This is a genomic window from Pseudomonas moorei, from assembly GCF_008801475.1.
Lineage (GTDB): Bacteria > Pseudomonadota > Gammaproteobacteria > Pseudomonadales > Pseudomonadaceae > Aquipseudomonas > Aquipseudomonas moorei.
This window is the reverse complement of sequence record NZ_VZPP01000005.1, coordinates 50,188-64,133: the sequence shown is the minus strand read 5'-3', so window position 1 is coordinate 64,133 and position 13,946 is coordinate 50,188. Positions and strand designations below refer to the sequence as shown.

Here is a 13,946-nt window from a genome sequence, read left to right as displayed (position 1 = left end):
ACACTTTTCACCAGAGCTCTGGAGAACCACATGACCCTTTCTCAACACGTCGCGGTCATCACCAGCGATGAGCAAGCCCTGATTGTCGCCAGCGACCTGGCCGAAGATTTCAAACGCGACAGCGCCCTGCGCGACCGTGAACGCCGTTTGCCACACCCGGAGCTGGAAGTGTTTTCCCGCTCGGGCCTGTGGGGCATCAGCGTGCCCAAAGAGTACGGCGGCGCCGGGGTTTCCAACGTCACCCTGGCCAACGTCATCGCCCTGATCGCCCAGGCGGACGGCTCGCTGGGGCAGATCCCGCAGAACCATTTCTATGCCCTCGAAGTGCTGCGCGTGAACGGCAGCCCCGAGCAGAAAAAACGCCTGTACGCCGAAGTGCTGGCCGGTCAGCGCTTCGGCAATGCCCTCGCCGAACTGGGCACCAAAACCGCCCACGACCGCGTCACCCGCCTGACCCGCGATGGCGACGGTTATCGCATCAACGGCCGCAAGTTCTACTCAACCGGGGCCATTTACGCCCAACGCATTCCGACCTCCGTTGTGGACGAAAACGGCGTGCAGCAACTGGCGTTCGTCCCGCGCAACAGCCAGGGCCTGACCGTGATCGACGACTGGAGCGGCTTTGGCCAGCGCACCACCGGCAGCGGCTCGGTGGTGTTCGAAGACGTGTTTGTCGCCGCCGAAGACGTGATCCCGTTCCAGAGTGCCTTCGAGCGCCCGACGCCGGTCGGCCCGCTGGCGCAGATTCTCCACGCCGCCATCGACACCGGCATCGCCCGCGCCGCCTATGAAGATGCGCTGCATTTCGTGCGCACCAAAACCCGGCCGTGGATCGACGCCACCCACGAAAAAGCCACCGATGACCCGCTGACGATCAAGAGCTTCGGCCACTTGAGCATTCGCCTGCACGCTGCCGAGGCCCTGCTGGAACGTGCCGGTGAACGCCTCGACCAGGCCCAGGCCGACACTAACGCCGAGACCGTCGCCGCCGCATCGATTGCCGTCGCCGAAGCCCGCGCCCTCAGCACCGAAATTTCCCTGGCCGCTGGCAGCACCCTGTTCGAACTGGCCGGCAGCCAGGCCACCCTGGCCGAACACGGTCTGGATCGCCACTGGCGCAACGCGCGCGTGCACACCCTGCACGACCCGGTGCGCTGGAAGTACCACGCAGTGGGCAACTACTACCTCAATGATGAAAACCCGCCACTGCGGGGGACTATCTGATGGCCAGGAAAAAGATCCTGCTCAACGCGTTCAACATGAACTGCATCGGGCACATCAACCATGGTTTGTGGACCCATCCCCGGGACACCTCGACCCAATACAAAACCATCGAATACTGGACCGAACTGGCGCAGTTGCTGGAACGCGGGCTGTTCGACGGCTTGTTCATCGCCGACATAGTCGGCGTCTACGACGTCTACCAGCAGTCCGTGGACGTACCGCTGAAAGAGTCGATCCAGCTGCCGGTCAACGACCCGCTGCTGCTGGTCTCGGCCATGGCCGCCGTGACCAGAAACCTCGGCTTCGGCCTCACCGCCAACCTCACCTACGAACCGCCGTACCTGTTCGCCCGGCGCATGTCGACCCTGGATCACCTGAGCCGTGGCCGGGTGGGCTGGAACATCGTCACCGGCTACCTCGACAGCGCCGCCAAGGCCATGGGCCTGAGCGAACAGGTCGAGCATGACCGCCGCTACGACCAGGCCGACGAATACCTGGAGGTGCTCTACAAACTCTGGGAAGGCAGCTGGGAAAACGGGGCCGTACTCAACGATCCGCAACAACGGATCTATGCGCAGCCCGACAAAGTGCACAAGGTCGAGCACAAGGGCGAGTTCTATCAGGTCGAGGGGTATCACCTCTGCGAGCCGTCGCCGCAACGCACGCCGGTGCTGTTCCAGGCCGGCAGCTCCGATCGCGGCTTGCTGTTCGCCGGGCGCCATGCCGAATGCGTGTTCATCAGCGGCCAGAACAAACCGTCGACCAAAGTGCAGGTGGACAAGGTCCGCGCCAGCGCCGTCGAAGCCGGGCGCAACCCTGAAGACATCAAGGTGTTCATGGGGCTGAACGTGATCGTCGGCGAAACCGAAGAACTGGCCTGGAAGAAGCACGCCGAGTACCTGAGCTGCGCCAGCACCGAAGCCGGCGTGGCGCATTTTTCCGCGTCCACCGGCATCGATTTTTCCGAGTACGCCATCGACGAACCGATCCAGTACGTGAAAAGCAACGCGATCCAGTCGGCCACTAAAAACCTGCAAAACAACGACTGGACCCGACGCAAATTGCTCGAACAACACGCCCTGGGCGGACGCTACATCACCCTGGTCGGTTCACCGCAGCAAGTGGCGGATGAGCTGGAATCGTGGATCGCCGAAACCGGGCTGGACGGCTTCAACCTGACGCGGATCGTCACGCCGGAAAGCTATGTGGACTTCATCGATCTGGTGATCCCCGAGCTGCAACGGCGAGGCTCGTACAAGACCGCCTACGACAACGGCAGCCTGCGCGAAAAGCTGTTTCACGGTGAGGCGTATTTGCCTGAGAAACATACGGGCTCAGCCTACCGACGCTAAAAGCTTCGCTGGCAAGCCAGCTCCTACAAGGTTTTGTGAACACCACAGACCCACTGTGGGAGCTGGCTTGCCAGCGATGAGGCCCTGATAAACACCCAAAATTCATGCACTGACTGGAAAAAACCAACATGACCAAAAACCACCTCTCTAACCCAGTCAAAGCACTGGCCCTGGCCCTCGGCCTGTTCAGCTCTGCGGTGTTCGCCGCCGACGCACCGTTGAAAATCGGCACCACCGCCGCCTTCGCCATTCCCCTGGAAGCGGCGGTCGAAGAAGCCGGCAAACAAGGCCTGAAAGTCGAGCTGGTGGAGTTCACCGACTGGATCGCCCCCAACGTCAGCCTCGCGGCCGGCGACATCGACGTGAACTACTTCCAGCACATCCCGTTCCTGGAAAACGCCAAGGCCGCCTCCGGTTTTGACCTGGTGCCGTTCGCGCCGGGGATCATCAACAACGTCGGCCTCTACTCGAAAAAATACAAAAGCTTCGATGAACTGCCAGAAGGCGCCAGCGTGGCCATCGCCAACGACCCGATCAACAGCGGTCGTGGCTTGCAGCTGCTGGCCAAGGCCGGCTTGATCACCCTCAAGCCAGGCGTCGGCTACAAGGCCACCGAAGAAGACATCATCGCCAACCCGAAGAAAATCAGGATTCTTCAAGTCGAAGCCGTGCAGCTGGTGCGTGCCTATGACGACGCCGATCTGGTCCAGGGTTACCCGGCCTACATTCGCCTGTCGAAGACCTTCGATGCCGGCTCCGCCCTGCTGTTCGACGGCCTCGATCACAAGGAATACGTGATCCAGTTCGTGATCCAGCCCAAAAGCAAAACCGACCCGCGCCTGATCAAGTTCGTCGATATCTACCAGCACTCGCCCGCCGTGCGCGCTGCCCTGGATAAAGCCCACGGCAAGCTCTATCAAGCCGGTTGGGAGAGCTGAGCATGACGGCCGCGACCCAACGGCGACTGGAGATTCCAGAGCCCCGCCATGCACAACAGACCGAGCTGCACCCGGAGCTCAATCGCGCCCACGTGCGCTTTGTCGGCCTGGGCAAAACCTACGACGGCAAGCAAGGCCCGGTGGCCGCCCTGCAAGGCATCGACCTGGCGATCCAGCGTGGTGAAGTGTTCGGCATCATCGGCCGCAGCGGCGCCGGCAAGTCGTCGCTGATCCGTACCATCAACCGCCTTGAGCACCCGACGTCGGGGCGTGTGTTGATCGATCAAGTGGACATCGGCGAGTTCGATGAAGAGCGCCTGGTGGCCCTGCGTCGGCGCATTGGCATGATCTTCCAGCACTTCAACCTGATGTCGGCCAAGACCGTTTGGCAGAACGTCGAACTGCCGCTGAAAGTCGCCGGGGTGCCCAAGGAAAAACGCGATCAAAAGGTCCGCGAACTGCTGGAACTGGTGGGCCTGCAAGCCAAACACAAGGCGTACCCGGCGCAGCTGTCCGGCGGCCAGAAGCAGCGCATCGGCATCGCCCGCGCCCTGGTCCACGACCCGGCCATTCTGCTGTGCGACGAAGCCACCTCGGCGCTCGACCCGGAGACCACCCAATCGATCCTCGGCCTGCTGCGCGAGATCAATCAGCGCCTGGGCCTGACCATCATTTTGATCACCCACGAAATGGCGGTGATCCGCGAGATCTGTGATCGCGTGGTCGTGCTTGAACACGGGCGCATCGTTGAGCAGGGGCCGGTGTGGGAAGTGTTCGGCAACCCGCAGCATGAGGTCAGCAAAACGTTGCTCGCGCCGCTGCAACATGCGCTGCCGACAGAACTGCAAAGTCGCTTGCAAGCGCAGCCGCAGACTTCGGATGACGCCGTCGTTCTGCGCCTGCAATTCACCGGCTCGGCCCAGGACGAACCGGACATCGCCGCCCTGTTCGGTGCCCTCGGCGGTCGCGTGCGTTTGTTACAGGGTGGCGTGGAACGGATTCAGGGCCACGCCCTCGGGCAACTGCTGCTGGCCGTGACCGGCTCGCCCCTGGGCGCCGAAGCACTGCGCCAACGTGCCAGCCAATGGGCGCAACAGGTCGAGGTATTGGGCTATGTGGTTTGATCGATTGCTGCAAGGCTTCATCGACACGTTCTTGATGGTCGGCGTGTCGTCCTTGATCGCACTGTTGGCGGGGATTCCGCTGGCGGTGATCCTGGTCACCAGCTCCAAGGGCGGCATCTACGAGGCACCGACCATCAACCGCGCGCTGGGCGCGTTCGTGAACCTGTTTCGCTCGATTCCGTTCCTGATTCTGATGGTCGCGCTCATCCCGTTCACCCGCTTGATCGTCGGCACCACCTACGGCGTCTGGGCGGCCGTGGTGCCGCTGACCATCGCCGCGACGCCGTTCTTTGCGCGCATCGCCGAAGTCAGTTTGCGCGAGGTCGATCACGGCTTGATCGAAGCGGCGCAAGCCATGGGCTGCCGGCGCGGGCACATCGTTTGGCATGTGCTGTTGCCTGAGGCGCTGCCCGGCATCGTCGGGGGTTTCACCATTACCCTGGTGACCATGATCAACTCCTCGGCCATGGCCGGGGCGATTGGCGCGGGCGGGTTGGGGGACATCGCCTATCGATACGGGTATCAGCGCTTTGACAGCCAGATCATGCTCACGGTGATCGTGTTGCTGGTGGCGTTGGTGGCGGTGATTCAGCTGGGCGGGGATCGCTTGGCGCGGGGTCTTAACAAACGCTAAGGGGGCCCTTTGTGGGAGCGAGCCCGCTCGCGATGGACGTCAACGATAACGAGGGCTGCCTGGATGAACGCGGCGCTCTTGCGTCCATCGCGAGCAGGCTCGCTCCTACAAAAAGCGGATTTTTCCTACAGGAAAAATAGGTCTCCTACAGCCCTGTTCCCTTTCCTTTGCAGGACATTTCCTAGATTATTTCGCTCGCTTGCGCCTGCCAATTTGGGTGACTAGTCTCGGCCCGTCACTGCTCATCAGTGACCGGGTTTAGTAGCCCGGAACAATAGGCGCATAGCAATTCCATGCTCATGTTCGGCACTTTTTGCCGCATGCAGAATATGGTGGCTGTGCGCGGGGCATCTTCGGATGCACGGTTTTCCTATTGACCGGCCTACTAACCTGCGTACAGCCGCCACCCAATCGTTTAGTAGGCGAGAAGTGACGGCTCCCATGAAGCAATAGGAGCAACACTCATGGACAGATCCGTTCCCGATCCACCCCCCGAAACACCCTCCAACGAAGACATCACCGACGACCTGCTCAGAGATCGCTCGGCGCTCTACCGCGCCATCGATTTCTACCTCACCGGCGATCAACCCTCACCGCCCGACGAACTGCGTTTCTACAACGTCAGCAAAGACGTGAGCTTCGAAGACACCCAGCTCTACATCGCCGATCTGCTGCGCTGTGCCTCGGTGACCGCCTATCAGTGCGGCGACCACCTCAAGGGCGCCGACCGGGCCATGGTGTTCTCGGTCTGGCATTTGCTGGAGATCGCCAAGGCGATGGTTGATCGATCGATTGAGTGCTTGGGGATGAAACACGGTTGAGCCATTAAAACCGCCATCGCGAGCAGGCTCGCTCACACAGGGAAACGCCACCCAATGTGTGCGAGCCTGCTCGCGATGGGCTGCACAGCAGCCCCCTACCTGATGGCGTATATTCGACCCATTCCAATTGCCTGCGCAGCCCACCATGAAACAGACCCCCGACGATCTCCAGCAAATCACCGCCACCACCCTGGCCCATTACAACTCGGTGGCCGAAGGTTTTCGTGAAGGCACCCGCGATCACGATGTCAGCCAGAACATCGATGCCCTGCTGCGCCATATCCAGGGCGAGGCGCCGTTCGACATTCTCGATTTTGGTTGTGGGCCGGGTCGTGATTTGCAGACGTTCACGCGCCTGGGGCACAAGGCGGTCGGCCTCGACGGATCAGAAAAATTCGCCCAGATGGCGCGCGAGGACAGCGGTTGCGAGGTCTGGCAGCAGGACTTTTTAAAGCTCGATCTGCCGGCCGAGCGCTTTGACGGGATCTTCGCCAACGCCGTGCTGTTTCACATCCCGCGCCAGGAATTGCCTCGGGTGCTCAAGCAATTGCGCGAAACCTTGAAACCGGGTGGCGTGCTGTTCAGCTCCAATCCCCGTGGCGAGAATCAGGAAGGCTGGAACGGGCCACGCTATGGCGCCTATCACGATCTTCAGGCGTGGCAGCAGTTGCTGACCGAAGCGGGGTTCGTGGAGCTGGAGCATTACTACCGGCCCGCAGGGCTGCCGCGTGAGCAACAGCCATGGTTGGCGAGTGTCTGGCGCAAGCCTGCGTAGCCCATCCGGACGCCATCGCGAGCAGGCTCGCTCCCACAGGGAACCGGGTTTGTCTGAAGACCATGGTCAACTGTGGGAGCTGGCTTGCCAGCGATGAGCGCGAAGCGCTCGCCTTACTGTCCGTCCTTCTGTGGCTCGCGAATCTTGTACCAGGCCACGTACAGCGCCGGCAGAAACAGCAGCGTCAGCAAGGTTGCGACAATGATCCCGCCGATCATCGCGTAGGCCATCGGCCCCCAGAACACTTCCCGGGCGATCGGGATCATCCCCAGGCTCGCCGCCGCAGCGGTCAACAGAATCGGCCGACGCCGGTGCTCGGTGGCTTGCATCACCGCATCCCAGGGTGAAAGGCCTGCCCTCTCCATCTCATCGATCTGGGTCACCAGAATCACCGAGTTGCGGATGATGATACCGATCAGCGCCAGGATCCCAAGGATCGCCACAAAGCCCATCGGCGTTCCCGTCGGCACCAGCGCCAGCACCACGCCGATCAGGCCCAGCGGCGCGACGCTGGCCACCAGGAACAGCTTCTGCACGCTGTGCAACTGGATCATCAGGAAGGTGGCCATCAGGAACAACATCAACGGCACCACTTTGGCAATCGGCCCCTGGGCCTTGCCACTCTCCTCCACCGTACCGCCGGTGGCGACCTTATAGCCCACCGGCAAACCGGCGGCGAATTTGTCGATGTCCGGTTTGAGTCGGGCCACCAGGTCGGTGGGCTGTATATCGCCGACGACCGCCGCCTTGATGGTGATGGTCGGCCTGCGGTCGCGACGCCATACCAGCGGCTGCTCCAGTTCGTAACGCACAGTGGCAAAGGCCAGCAGCGGAATCGAGGTGCCGCCCGGCGTGACGATCTGCAGGTTTTGCAGGGTTTCCGGCGAACCCCGTTCGGCGTCCACCGCACGACCGACCACGTTGATCAGGTAGATGTCATCGTCAACCTGGGTCACGGTCGAACCGCTGACAATGCTGTTCATCAGGTTCGCCACGTCTTGGGACGACAGGCCGAGTTGGCGCGCCTTGTCTTGGGCGATGTCGATGCGCAGCACCTTGCCGGGCTCGTTCCAGTCGAAAATGATCTCGCCGATGTATGGGCTCTTGTCCAGTTCGCTGGCCAGGTCGATGGCGTGCTTGCGCACCTGGTCGATGTCCTTGCCGCTGACCCGATACTGCATCGGCCGCCCGACTGGCGGCCCCATTTCCAGCGCTTGCACGTAACTGCCGATGCCGACGAAGTCTTTGCGCAGGCGCTCACGCAGGCGATCGCTGAGGGCTTTGCGGGCTTCGAAGTTTTTGCTGACGATCACCAGTTGCGCGTAATAGGGGTTCTGCAATTGCTGGTCGAGGGGCAGGTAGAAACGAATCGCACCCTGGCCGATGTAGGTGCTCCAGCGCACGATGTCCGGGTCGCCCTTGAGCGTCGCTTCGAGCTTGTCCACCGCTTTGCGGGTTTCGTCGATGGAGGCGTTTTGCGGCAGGTTCAAGTCCACCAGGATTTCCGGGCGATCCGAGGACGGGAAGAACTGGTTCTGCACGAACCGCATGCCGAACACCGACAACCCGAACAACAGCACGGTGATGCCAATCGCCCACCATCGATTGCGCATGCACCACAGCAGGCCAGCATTGAATGCCCGCCCGACACGCCCCGGTTCGGCCGAATGCGGCTTCACGTTGGTGCTGAGAATGTGCACGCCGATCACCGGGGCGAACAGCACGGCGACGATCCACGACACCAGCATGGCCACGGCAATCACCGCAAACAGGGTGAAGGTGTATTCGCCGGCGGAACTGGCGTTCAGGCCGATCGGCACGAAACCGGCGACGGTCACCAGCGTCCCCGTGAGCATCGGGAAGGCCGTGGAGGTGTAGGCGAAGGTGGCGGCCTGCTCCTTGGTGTCACCCAACTCCAGGCGCGAGACCATCATCTCGACGGTGATCATCGCGTCATCCACCAGCAAGCCCAGGGCAATGATCAATGCACCCAGGGAAATCCGTTGCATGGTGATGCCGCTGTATTCCATGAACACGAAGACCATCGCCAGCACCAGCGGGATCGAGCACGCCACCACCAGCCCGGCGCGCACGCCCAGGCTGATGAAGCTGACCACCAGCACGATCACCACCGCTTCGAACAGCGCACTGGTGAAACCGCCGACGGCTTCTTCCACCACCACCGCCTGGTCGGACACGTTGTGCACGCCGACGCCCACGGGCAGGTCGGCGGTCAGCTCATTGATGCGCTGATGCAGCGCCTTGCCGAACACCTGGATGTTGCCGCCCTTTTGCATGGCGATGGCCAGGCCGATGGCGGGTTGGCCGTTGTAGCGAAACTCCGGCGACGCCGGGTCGACGTAGCCGCGGCTGATATCGGCGATGTCGGCCAGGCGATAGAAGCGGTCGTTGAGACGCAGGTTGACGTTGGCCAGATCCTTTTCGGAAACGAACTGCCCGGAGGTGCGCACGGAAATCCGCTCGGGACCGGCCTCGATCACCCCGGCCGGGGTCACGGCGTTCTGGGTTTGCAGGCTTTGCACCACTTGCTGCTCGTCGATGCCCAGCGCCGCCAGTTTGCGTGTCGAGAAATTCAGGTAGAAGACTTCGTCCTGCTGGCCGACCATCTCGATTTTGCCCAGCCCCGGTACATCGTGGATCTCGGCGCGGGCCTGTTCGACGTAATCGCGCAACTGACGCATCGACAGTCCGTCGGCGGTAAAGGCATAGACCGAACCGAACACATCACCGAACTCATCGTTGAACGCGGGGCCCTGAATCCCCTGAGGGAACGAGCCGCGAATATCGTTGATCTTCTTGCGCACCTGGTACCAGATTTCCGGGATGTCCTTGGCGCTGGTGGTGTCGCGCAAGTACACGTAGACCGTGGACTCACCGGGACGGGTGTAGCTTTTCACGTAGTCGAGCGAGTCGAGTTCTTCGAGTTTTTTCTCGATGCGGTCGGTGACCTGCTTGAGGGTTTCTTCCTGGGTCGCGCCGGGCCAGCGGGTCTGGATCACCATGGTTTTGATGGTGAACGAGGGGTCTTCCTCGCGGCCCAGGTTCATGTAGGAAAACACGCCCATCAGCAGCGCGACGAACATCAAGTACCAGACAAACGACTGATGCTTGAGGGCCCATTCCGATAAGTTGAAACTCCCTTTCATTGCGGGCTGTCCTCGTCGACTTTCACTTTCTGCCCCGGTTTGAGGCTGTTCACGCCGGCCGTGACAATCCGCTCGCCGGATTTCACGCCACTGGCCACCACCACTGTGCTGTCCGAGCGACTGATGATGCTGACATCCCGGGGCGCCACGGTTTGCGCTTGCACATCGACCACCCAGATACGCGGTTTGCCAGCGACCTCCTGCAGTGCGCTCAGGGGCAGTTCAATGCGCGGCTTGATCGTTGAGCTCAGGGTCACGCTGATCGCCGTGCCCAGGCGAAAAGCGGTCGGTGTTTCGGCCAGGGTCAGGCGCGCACGCCGGGTGCGGGTGGTGCTTTCGGCCTGGGGTTCGATTTCGCGCACGGTGGCGGTGGTGGAGATGTTTGGATTGAGTTGCGAGGCGACCTGAAACACCACGCCCTCGGGCAACTGGTCGACCAGGGTGTCGGGCAGGTCGATCACCGCTTCCTTGATGTCCGGTTGCGCCAGGGTCACCACCTGCTGACCTGCTGTGACGACTTGCCCGGCTTCGGCATTCCACGCGGTGACCACGGCCTTGTGGTCGGCGCGCAATTCAACGTAGTTGAGCTGATCCCTGGCCTGGCTGAGCGAAGCCTTGGCCTGGTCGAGGGAGGCCTGGGTGGTTTTCAGGTCAGTCTGCGCCCCATCGAGCTGCGCCTGGGAACCCACGCCGCGATCGAACAATTCCTGCTGGCGCCGGGCATTGGCCTGGGCGTTGATGAACTGCGCCTGGATGCTCGCCAGATTGCCCTCGGCGGTGCGCAGCTGGTTCTGCTGGTCGGTGGGGTCGAGCGTGGCGAGCAAGCTGCCCTTGTCGACTTCGGCACCGACATCGACGCTGCGACTGGCGATGCGCCCCGGCACCCGGAAACCGATATTGCTTTCGTAACGGGCCTGGATGCTGCCGGCAAAGCGCCCGAGGTTTTCCTCGTCGAGTGCCTGGACCTTGATCGACAGCACCGGGCGCACGGGCTCTGGCGGTGGTTCTTTTTTCGAGCAGGCCACCAGCATCACACCGGCTAAAACCAGTAACAGACGCCTCATGGCTGAGCCCCCACGGTCAGGTCCTTGTAGGTGTTTTCGGCGATTTCCACCTTCACACCGGGGTGCAGCAACTGGCCGCCGGCAATCACCACTTTTTCGCCGCCCTCCAGGCCGGCGCTGATGATGACTTTGCCCGTCAGGTAGCGGCCGACCACGACGTTATGCAACTGCGCCCGGCCTTCCCCATCCACCAGCCACACTGCCGGTTCGCTGAGGTTTTTGGTCAGCGCCGACCACGGCAGTTCCACGGCGGTTTTGCCTCGAGCACTGGCCGTGGCACTCACCACCGAGCCCAACTGCATGCCGTCCGGCAAGCTGTCCAGGCTGACTTTGACCTGCACGGTGCCGGTCTGCTCGGAGACCGCCGGTGTGATTTCGCGGAGGGTACCGGTGGTTTTGATCGCCGGATTGTCCAGCAGGCTGACCACCACCGTTTTGTCCGCAGGCGACCCGGCCAGCAATGATTCGTAGACGTTGAACACCGCATCGCGCTCACCGTCCCGGGCCAGGCTGAAAATCGGCACCGTGGCCTGCACCACCTGACCGACTTCGGCCTGGCGCGCCGTAATCACACCCGGCGCCTCGGCGATCAATGCGGTGTAGCTCAGTTGTTCGCGGGCATTGGCCAATTGCGCCTGGGCCGCCGCCAGGGAGCTCTGGCTGCTGCGCAATGCGGCTTGGGCGGAATCGTATTCGCTTTGGCTGGTGTAGCCCTTGGGCAGGAGTTTTTGCTGACGCACGAAGGCCGCGGCGTTCTGCTTGACCTTGGCCTGTTCGGCAACGACCTGGGCCTGGGCCGAGTCGACGTTGGTTTGCAGGTCTTTGGGGTCGAGCCGGGCGAGGACTTGTTTGGCGGAAATCCGGTCACCGACATCGACCGTGCGCTGGATGATCTTGCCGCCGACGCGGAACGACAACTCGGTCTGCACCCGCGCCTGCACATCGCCGGTCAGGGTGACGCTGGCGGCGTAATGAGCCGGTTTGACTTCTTGTACGAAAACCCTTGGCCGGTTCTTCTCCACCGGTGTTTTGTCGCCACAGGCACTTAGCAAGGCCAACAGGCTCAAGCCCAGCGCCATTTTCATTCCGGGACCAGCCATGCAGACTCCTTTGCGTTTAACGGGCGCAATTCGTCTGTCAGCTTAGAACAGGGTTACAAAGCTGCGCCCGGTGAAGTCAAAAAAGTCTGGGCTATAGGGTTCTCACCGCGACTTCCGGGGCTACAGGGAAGGACGCTGGCGGATATTGTTGGCCGTCGTTGTTACGTCAGAGTGGCGACGAAAATTTTTGTTCAGGGCATTCCCAGCTGGCCTAAACAATTCCTCCAGCAAGAAATCAAAAGTCCGACCCCTACCCGGATATGTGAACTGTTCATTGGTCAAACCACCCGTCAGGGGAGGAGCGCTTGCTCCCTCAAAAGGGTCTGGAGTCAGAGGCGGTGCAGACGCTGAATATCTGGTGCTGGGGACCTCAACCCGACCTTCGTTACCGACAAAATTCTTCAGCGCGGGAATGGTACGGGGATCTCTGGCGGCCCAGCCTGATCCCAATCTTGCCGTAACAGTCAGCGCGGCCAGGCCCAACGCGATGAACCCCAGGGTTTTTGCAGCCTCAGTGTCCCCGGTAATGCCCGCGACCGCACTGCCCACCGCGGTCACCGCCGAAACCATCGTCGTGATTCCGGCAATGGTCGACCCCGCGGCACCGAGTGATTGCTTGAACGGCAACTTCCTTGCCGCGCCCCATAGCAGAGCTTCTCTTCCCAGTTGGTAGGGGATAGAAGGGGACATGCCAAAACGCGCGTTTGCCACGCCGAGCAGGCTGGTGACCAGCCGGGCAAACTGTCCGGTCGGATCAGTGAAATTCACCGGATCCCCCAGGCAATACGCATAAGGATTCAGCCCACCCCGACCGAACGGGCTCCAGCTGTCGGGGCTGTTGAAGCGCATCAGCACCGGGTTGAACACCCGGCGCCCATTGCCCAGAAAATGATGCCCGGTGACCGGGTCCACCGCTTCACCGGTAAACCCCAGGAGGCTGCCTGAGCCACTGTCGACCCGACGATGGCCGTGGGGTGCATAAGCCTGGCGCACAGGCCCGCCAGGCCCGGTAACCTGCAAGACAGAGCGTTGTTGATCGCTGGCCAGCAAGCCGCTGTTGAAGGCGTCACCTTGGCGCGACTGCAGCGCCAGCAGGTGTTTGTCGTGCTGGAAAACATGCTGGCTGGACGTCCCCTGAAGTTCGGTCGCCAGATGCTCGCGGCAGTAAAACCTTTGCAGCGCCTGGGCATCGGCCGGTTCGACCCCGACCAGCAGGTCCAGCGCGTCATACCGATACCGGGATTTTTTAAACGCGGTCATCATCGGAACCTCGTAAAGCATTAGCTTGCCCTAACGAAGTCGCCCTAAATACCTATCAGAACTGATAGGTCGTCCATTTGGCAGGGACGGCGCTATCCTCGCAGGCCGGATTGGGCGATGCCTGAAATATCGAATCGCGATCAAGCTCGCGATGGTCAATGAGCGTGATGAGGAACGTTGCCGAGGCAACGGAAGACGTCTATTTTCCCTTGCGCCGTAGGAACGATCTATTTTTCAAGATGCCCCTCCAAGGACGGACCGCTTTTGGCCAGACTCCCCGGCCAACGACTCACAAGGAAGAGAAAATGGCAGACGCAAAAGTGCCTAAGCCGATGAATCCACAGGACGTCGTGAAGTTATTGGTGGCGTTGCGCAGGGCATTAAAGGCAAAGGAGGCCTGAGGGGTTTTGGGCGAATCAGTGGGAGCGAGGCAGCTCGCTCCCACATGAAATGTGCGCACGCAAAAAAACGCCGACGCTGTATCAGC

At 61.6% G+C, this 13,946-nt stretch carries 11 protein-coding genes; 7 read left to right on the top strand and 4 right to left on the bottom strand.

The features are described 5' to 3' along the window. The first annotated feature begins 30 nt into the window (after window positions 1-30). From F7R06_RS10530 to F7R06_RS10500, 7 genes are all read left to right on the top strand, one after another. Window positions 31-1,224 carry an SfnB family sulfur acquisition oxidoreductase gene (locus F7R06_RS10530; protein ID WP_090327820.1) on the top strand — a complete coding sequence of 398 codons (1,194 nt, stop codon included), beginning with the start codon at window positions 31-33 and terminating at the stop codon, window positions 1,222-1,224. Beyond that, on the top strand, window positions 1,224-2,576 hold the full coding sequence (locus tag F7R06_RS10525; RefSeq protein ID WP_090327817.1) for an LLM class flavin-dependent oxidoreductase: 1,353 nt from the start codon (window positions 1,224-1,226) through the stop codon (window positions 2,574-2,576). Before F7R06_RS10530 ends, F7R06_RS10525 begins: the two co-directional genes overlap by 1 nt. A 128-nt stretch (window positions 2,577-2,704) precedes the next feature. Further along, entirely contained in the window at window positions 2,705-3,514 is an 810-nt protein-coding gene (locus F7R06_RS10520; RefSeq protein WP_090327815.1) for a MetQ/NlpA family ABC transporter substrate-binding protein, read from the top strand. Between the two features lie 2 nt (window positions 3,515-3,516). Further along, window positions 3,517-4,638 (top strand): methionine ABC transporter ATP-binding protein, encoded by a 1,122-nt coding sequence (locus F7R06_RS10515; protein WP_090327812.1) that lies wholly within the window; start codon window positions 3,517-3,519, stop codon window positions 4,636-4,638. After that, window positions 4,628-5,272 (top strand): methionine ABC transporter permease, encoded by a 645-nt coding sequence (locus F7R06_RS10510; protein WP_090327810.1) that lies wholly within the window; start codon window positions 4,628-4,630, stop codon window positions 5,270-5,272. Before F7R06_RS10515 ends, F7R06_RS10510 begins: the two co-directional genes overlap by 11 nt. 464 nt (window positions 5,273-5,736) lie before the next feature. Beyond that, window positions 5,737-6,093 carry a DUF6124 family protein gene (locus F7R06_RS10505; protein WP_090327807.1) on the top strand — a complete coding sequence of 119 codons (357 nt, stop codon included), beginning with the start codon at window positions 5,737-5,739 and terminating at the stop codon, window positions 6,091-6,093. 145 nt (window positions 6,094-6,238) lie between these two features. Beyond that, window positions 6,239-6,868, top strand: coding sequence for a class I SAM-dependent methyltransferase (locus tag F7R06_RS10500; RefSeq protein ID WP_090327805.1), 630 nt, complete (start codon window positions 6,239-6,241; stop codon window positions 6,866-6,868). Between the two features lie 113 nt (window positions 6,869-6,981). On the opposite strand, the gene F7R06_RS10495 is transcribed toward F7R06_RS10500, so the two are convergent. The 4 genes from F7R06_RS10495 to F7R06_RS10480 all read right to left on the bottom strand — a co-directional run bounded on the left by F7R06_RS10495 (window position 6,982) and on the right by F7R06_RS10480 (window position 13,462). Then, window positions 6,982-10,035: an efflux RND transporter permease subunit gene (locus tag F7R06_RS10495; RefSeq protein WP_090327802.1), complete on the bottom strand. Its 3,054-nt coding sequence runs from the start codon at window positions 10,033-10,035 to the stop codon at window positions 6,982-6,984. Next, entirely contained in the window at window positions 10,032-11,099 is a 1,068-nt protein-coding gene (locus F7R06_RS10490; RefSeq protein WP_090327800.1) for an efflux RND transporter periplasmic adaptor subunit, read from the bottom strand. The genes F7R06_RS10495 and F7R06_RS10490 overlap by 4 nt, the downstream gene beginning before the upstream one ends. After that, on the bottom strand, window positions 11,096-12,199 hold the full coding sequence (locus tag F7R06_RS10485) for an efflux RND transporter periplasmic adaptor subunit (protein WP_090327797.1): 1,104 nt from the start codon (window positions 12,197-12,199) through the stop codon (window positions 11,096-11,098). Before F7R06_RS10485 ends, F7R06_RS10490 begins: the two co-directional genes overlap by 4 nt. A 120-nt stretch (window positions 12,200-12,319) precedes the next feature. Then, window positions 12,320-13,462, bottom strand: coding sequence for an RHS repeat-associated core domain-containing protein (locus tag F7R06_RS10480; protein ID WP_090327794.1), 1,143 nt, complete (start codon window positions 13,460-13,462; stop codon window positions 12,320-12,322). Window positions 13,463-13,946: the final 484 nt, after the last annotated feature.

Excerpts from the sequence above, each read along its gene's own strand:
- F7R06_RS10530 (WP_090327820.1), top strand. The coding sequence starts at position 31 with ATGACCCTTTCTCAACACGTCGCGGTCATCACCAGCGATGAGCAAGCC.
- F7R06_RS10525 (WP_090327817.1), top strand. The coding sequence starts at position 1,224 with ATGGCCAGGAAAAAGATCCTGCTCAACGCGTTCAACATGAACTGCATC.
- F7R06_RS10520 (WP_090327815.1), top strand. The coding sequence starts at position 2,705 with ATGACCAAAAACCACCTCTCTAACCCAGTCAAAGCACTGGCCCTGGCC.
- F7R06_RS10515 (WP_090327812.1), top strand. The coding sequence starts at position 3,517 with ATGACGGCCGCGACCCAACGGCGACTGGAGATTCCAGAGCCCCGCCAT.
- F7R06_RS10510 (WP_090327810.1), top strand. The coding sequence starts at position 4,628 with ATGTGGTTTGATCGATTGCTGCAAGGCTTCATCGACACGTTCTTGATG.
- F7R06_RS10505 (WP_090327807.1), top strand. The coding sequence starts at position 5,737 with ATGGACAGATCCGTTCCCGATCCACCCCCCGAAACACCCTCCAACGAA.
- F7R06_RS10500 (WP_090327805.1), top strand. The coding sequence starts at position 6,239 with ATGAAACAGACCCCCGACGATCTCCAGCAAATCACCGCCACCACCCTG.
- F7R06_RS10495 (WP_090327802.1), bottom strand. The coding sequence starts at position 10,035 with ATGAAAGGGAGTTTCAACTTATCGGAATGGGCCCTCAAGCATCAGTCG.
- F7R06_RS10490 (WP_090327800.1), bottom strand. The coding sequence starts at position 11,099 with ATGAGGCGTCTGTTACTGGTTTTAGCCGGTGTGATGCTGGTGGCCTGC.
- F7R06_RS10485 (WP_090327797.1), bottom strand. The coding sequence starts at position 12,199 with ATGGCTGGTCCCGGAATGAAAATGGCGCTGGGCTTGAGCCTGTTGGCC.
- F7R06_RS10480 (WP_090327794.1), bottom strand. The coding sequence starts at position 13,462 with ATGATGACCGCGTTTAAAAAATCCCGGTATCGGTATGACGCGCTGGAC.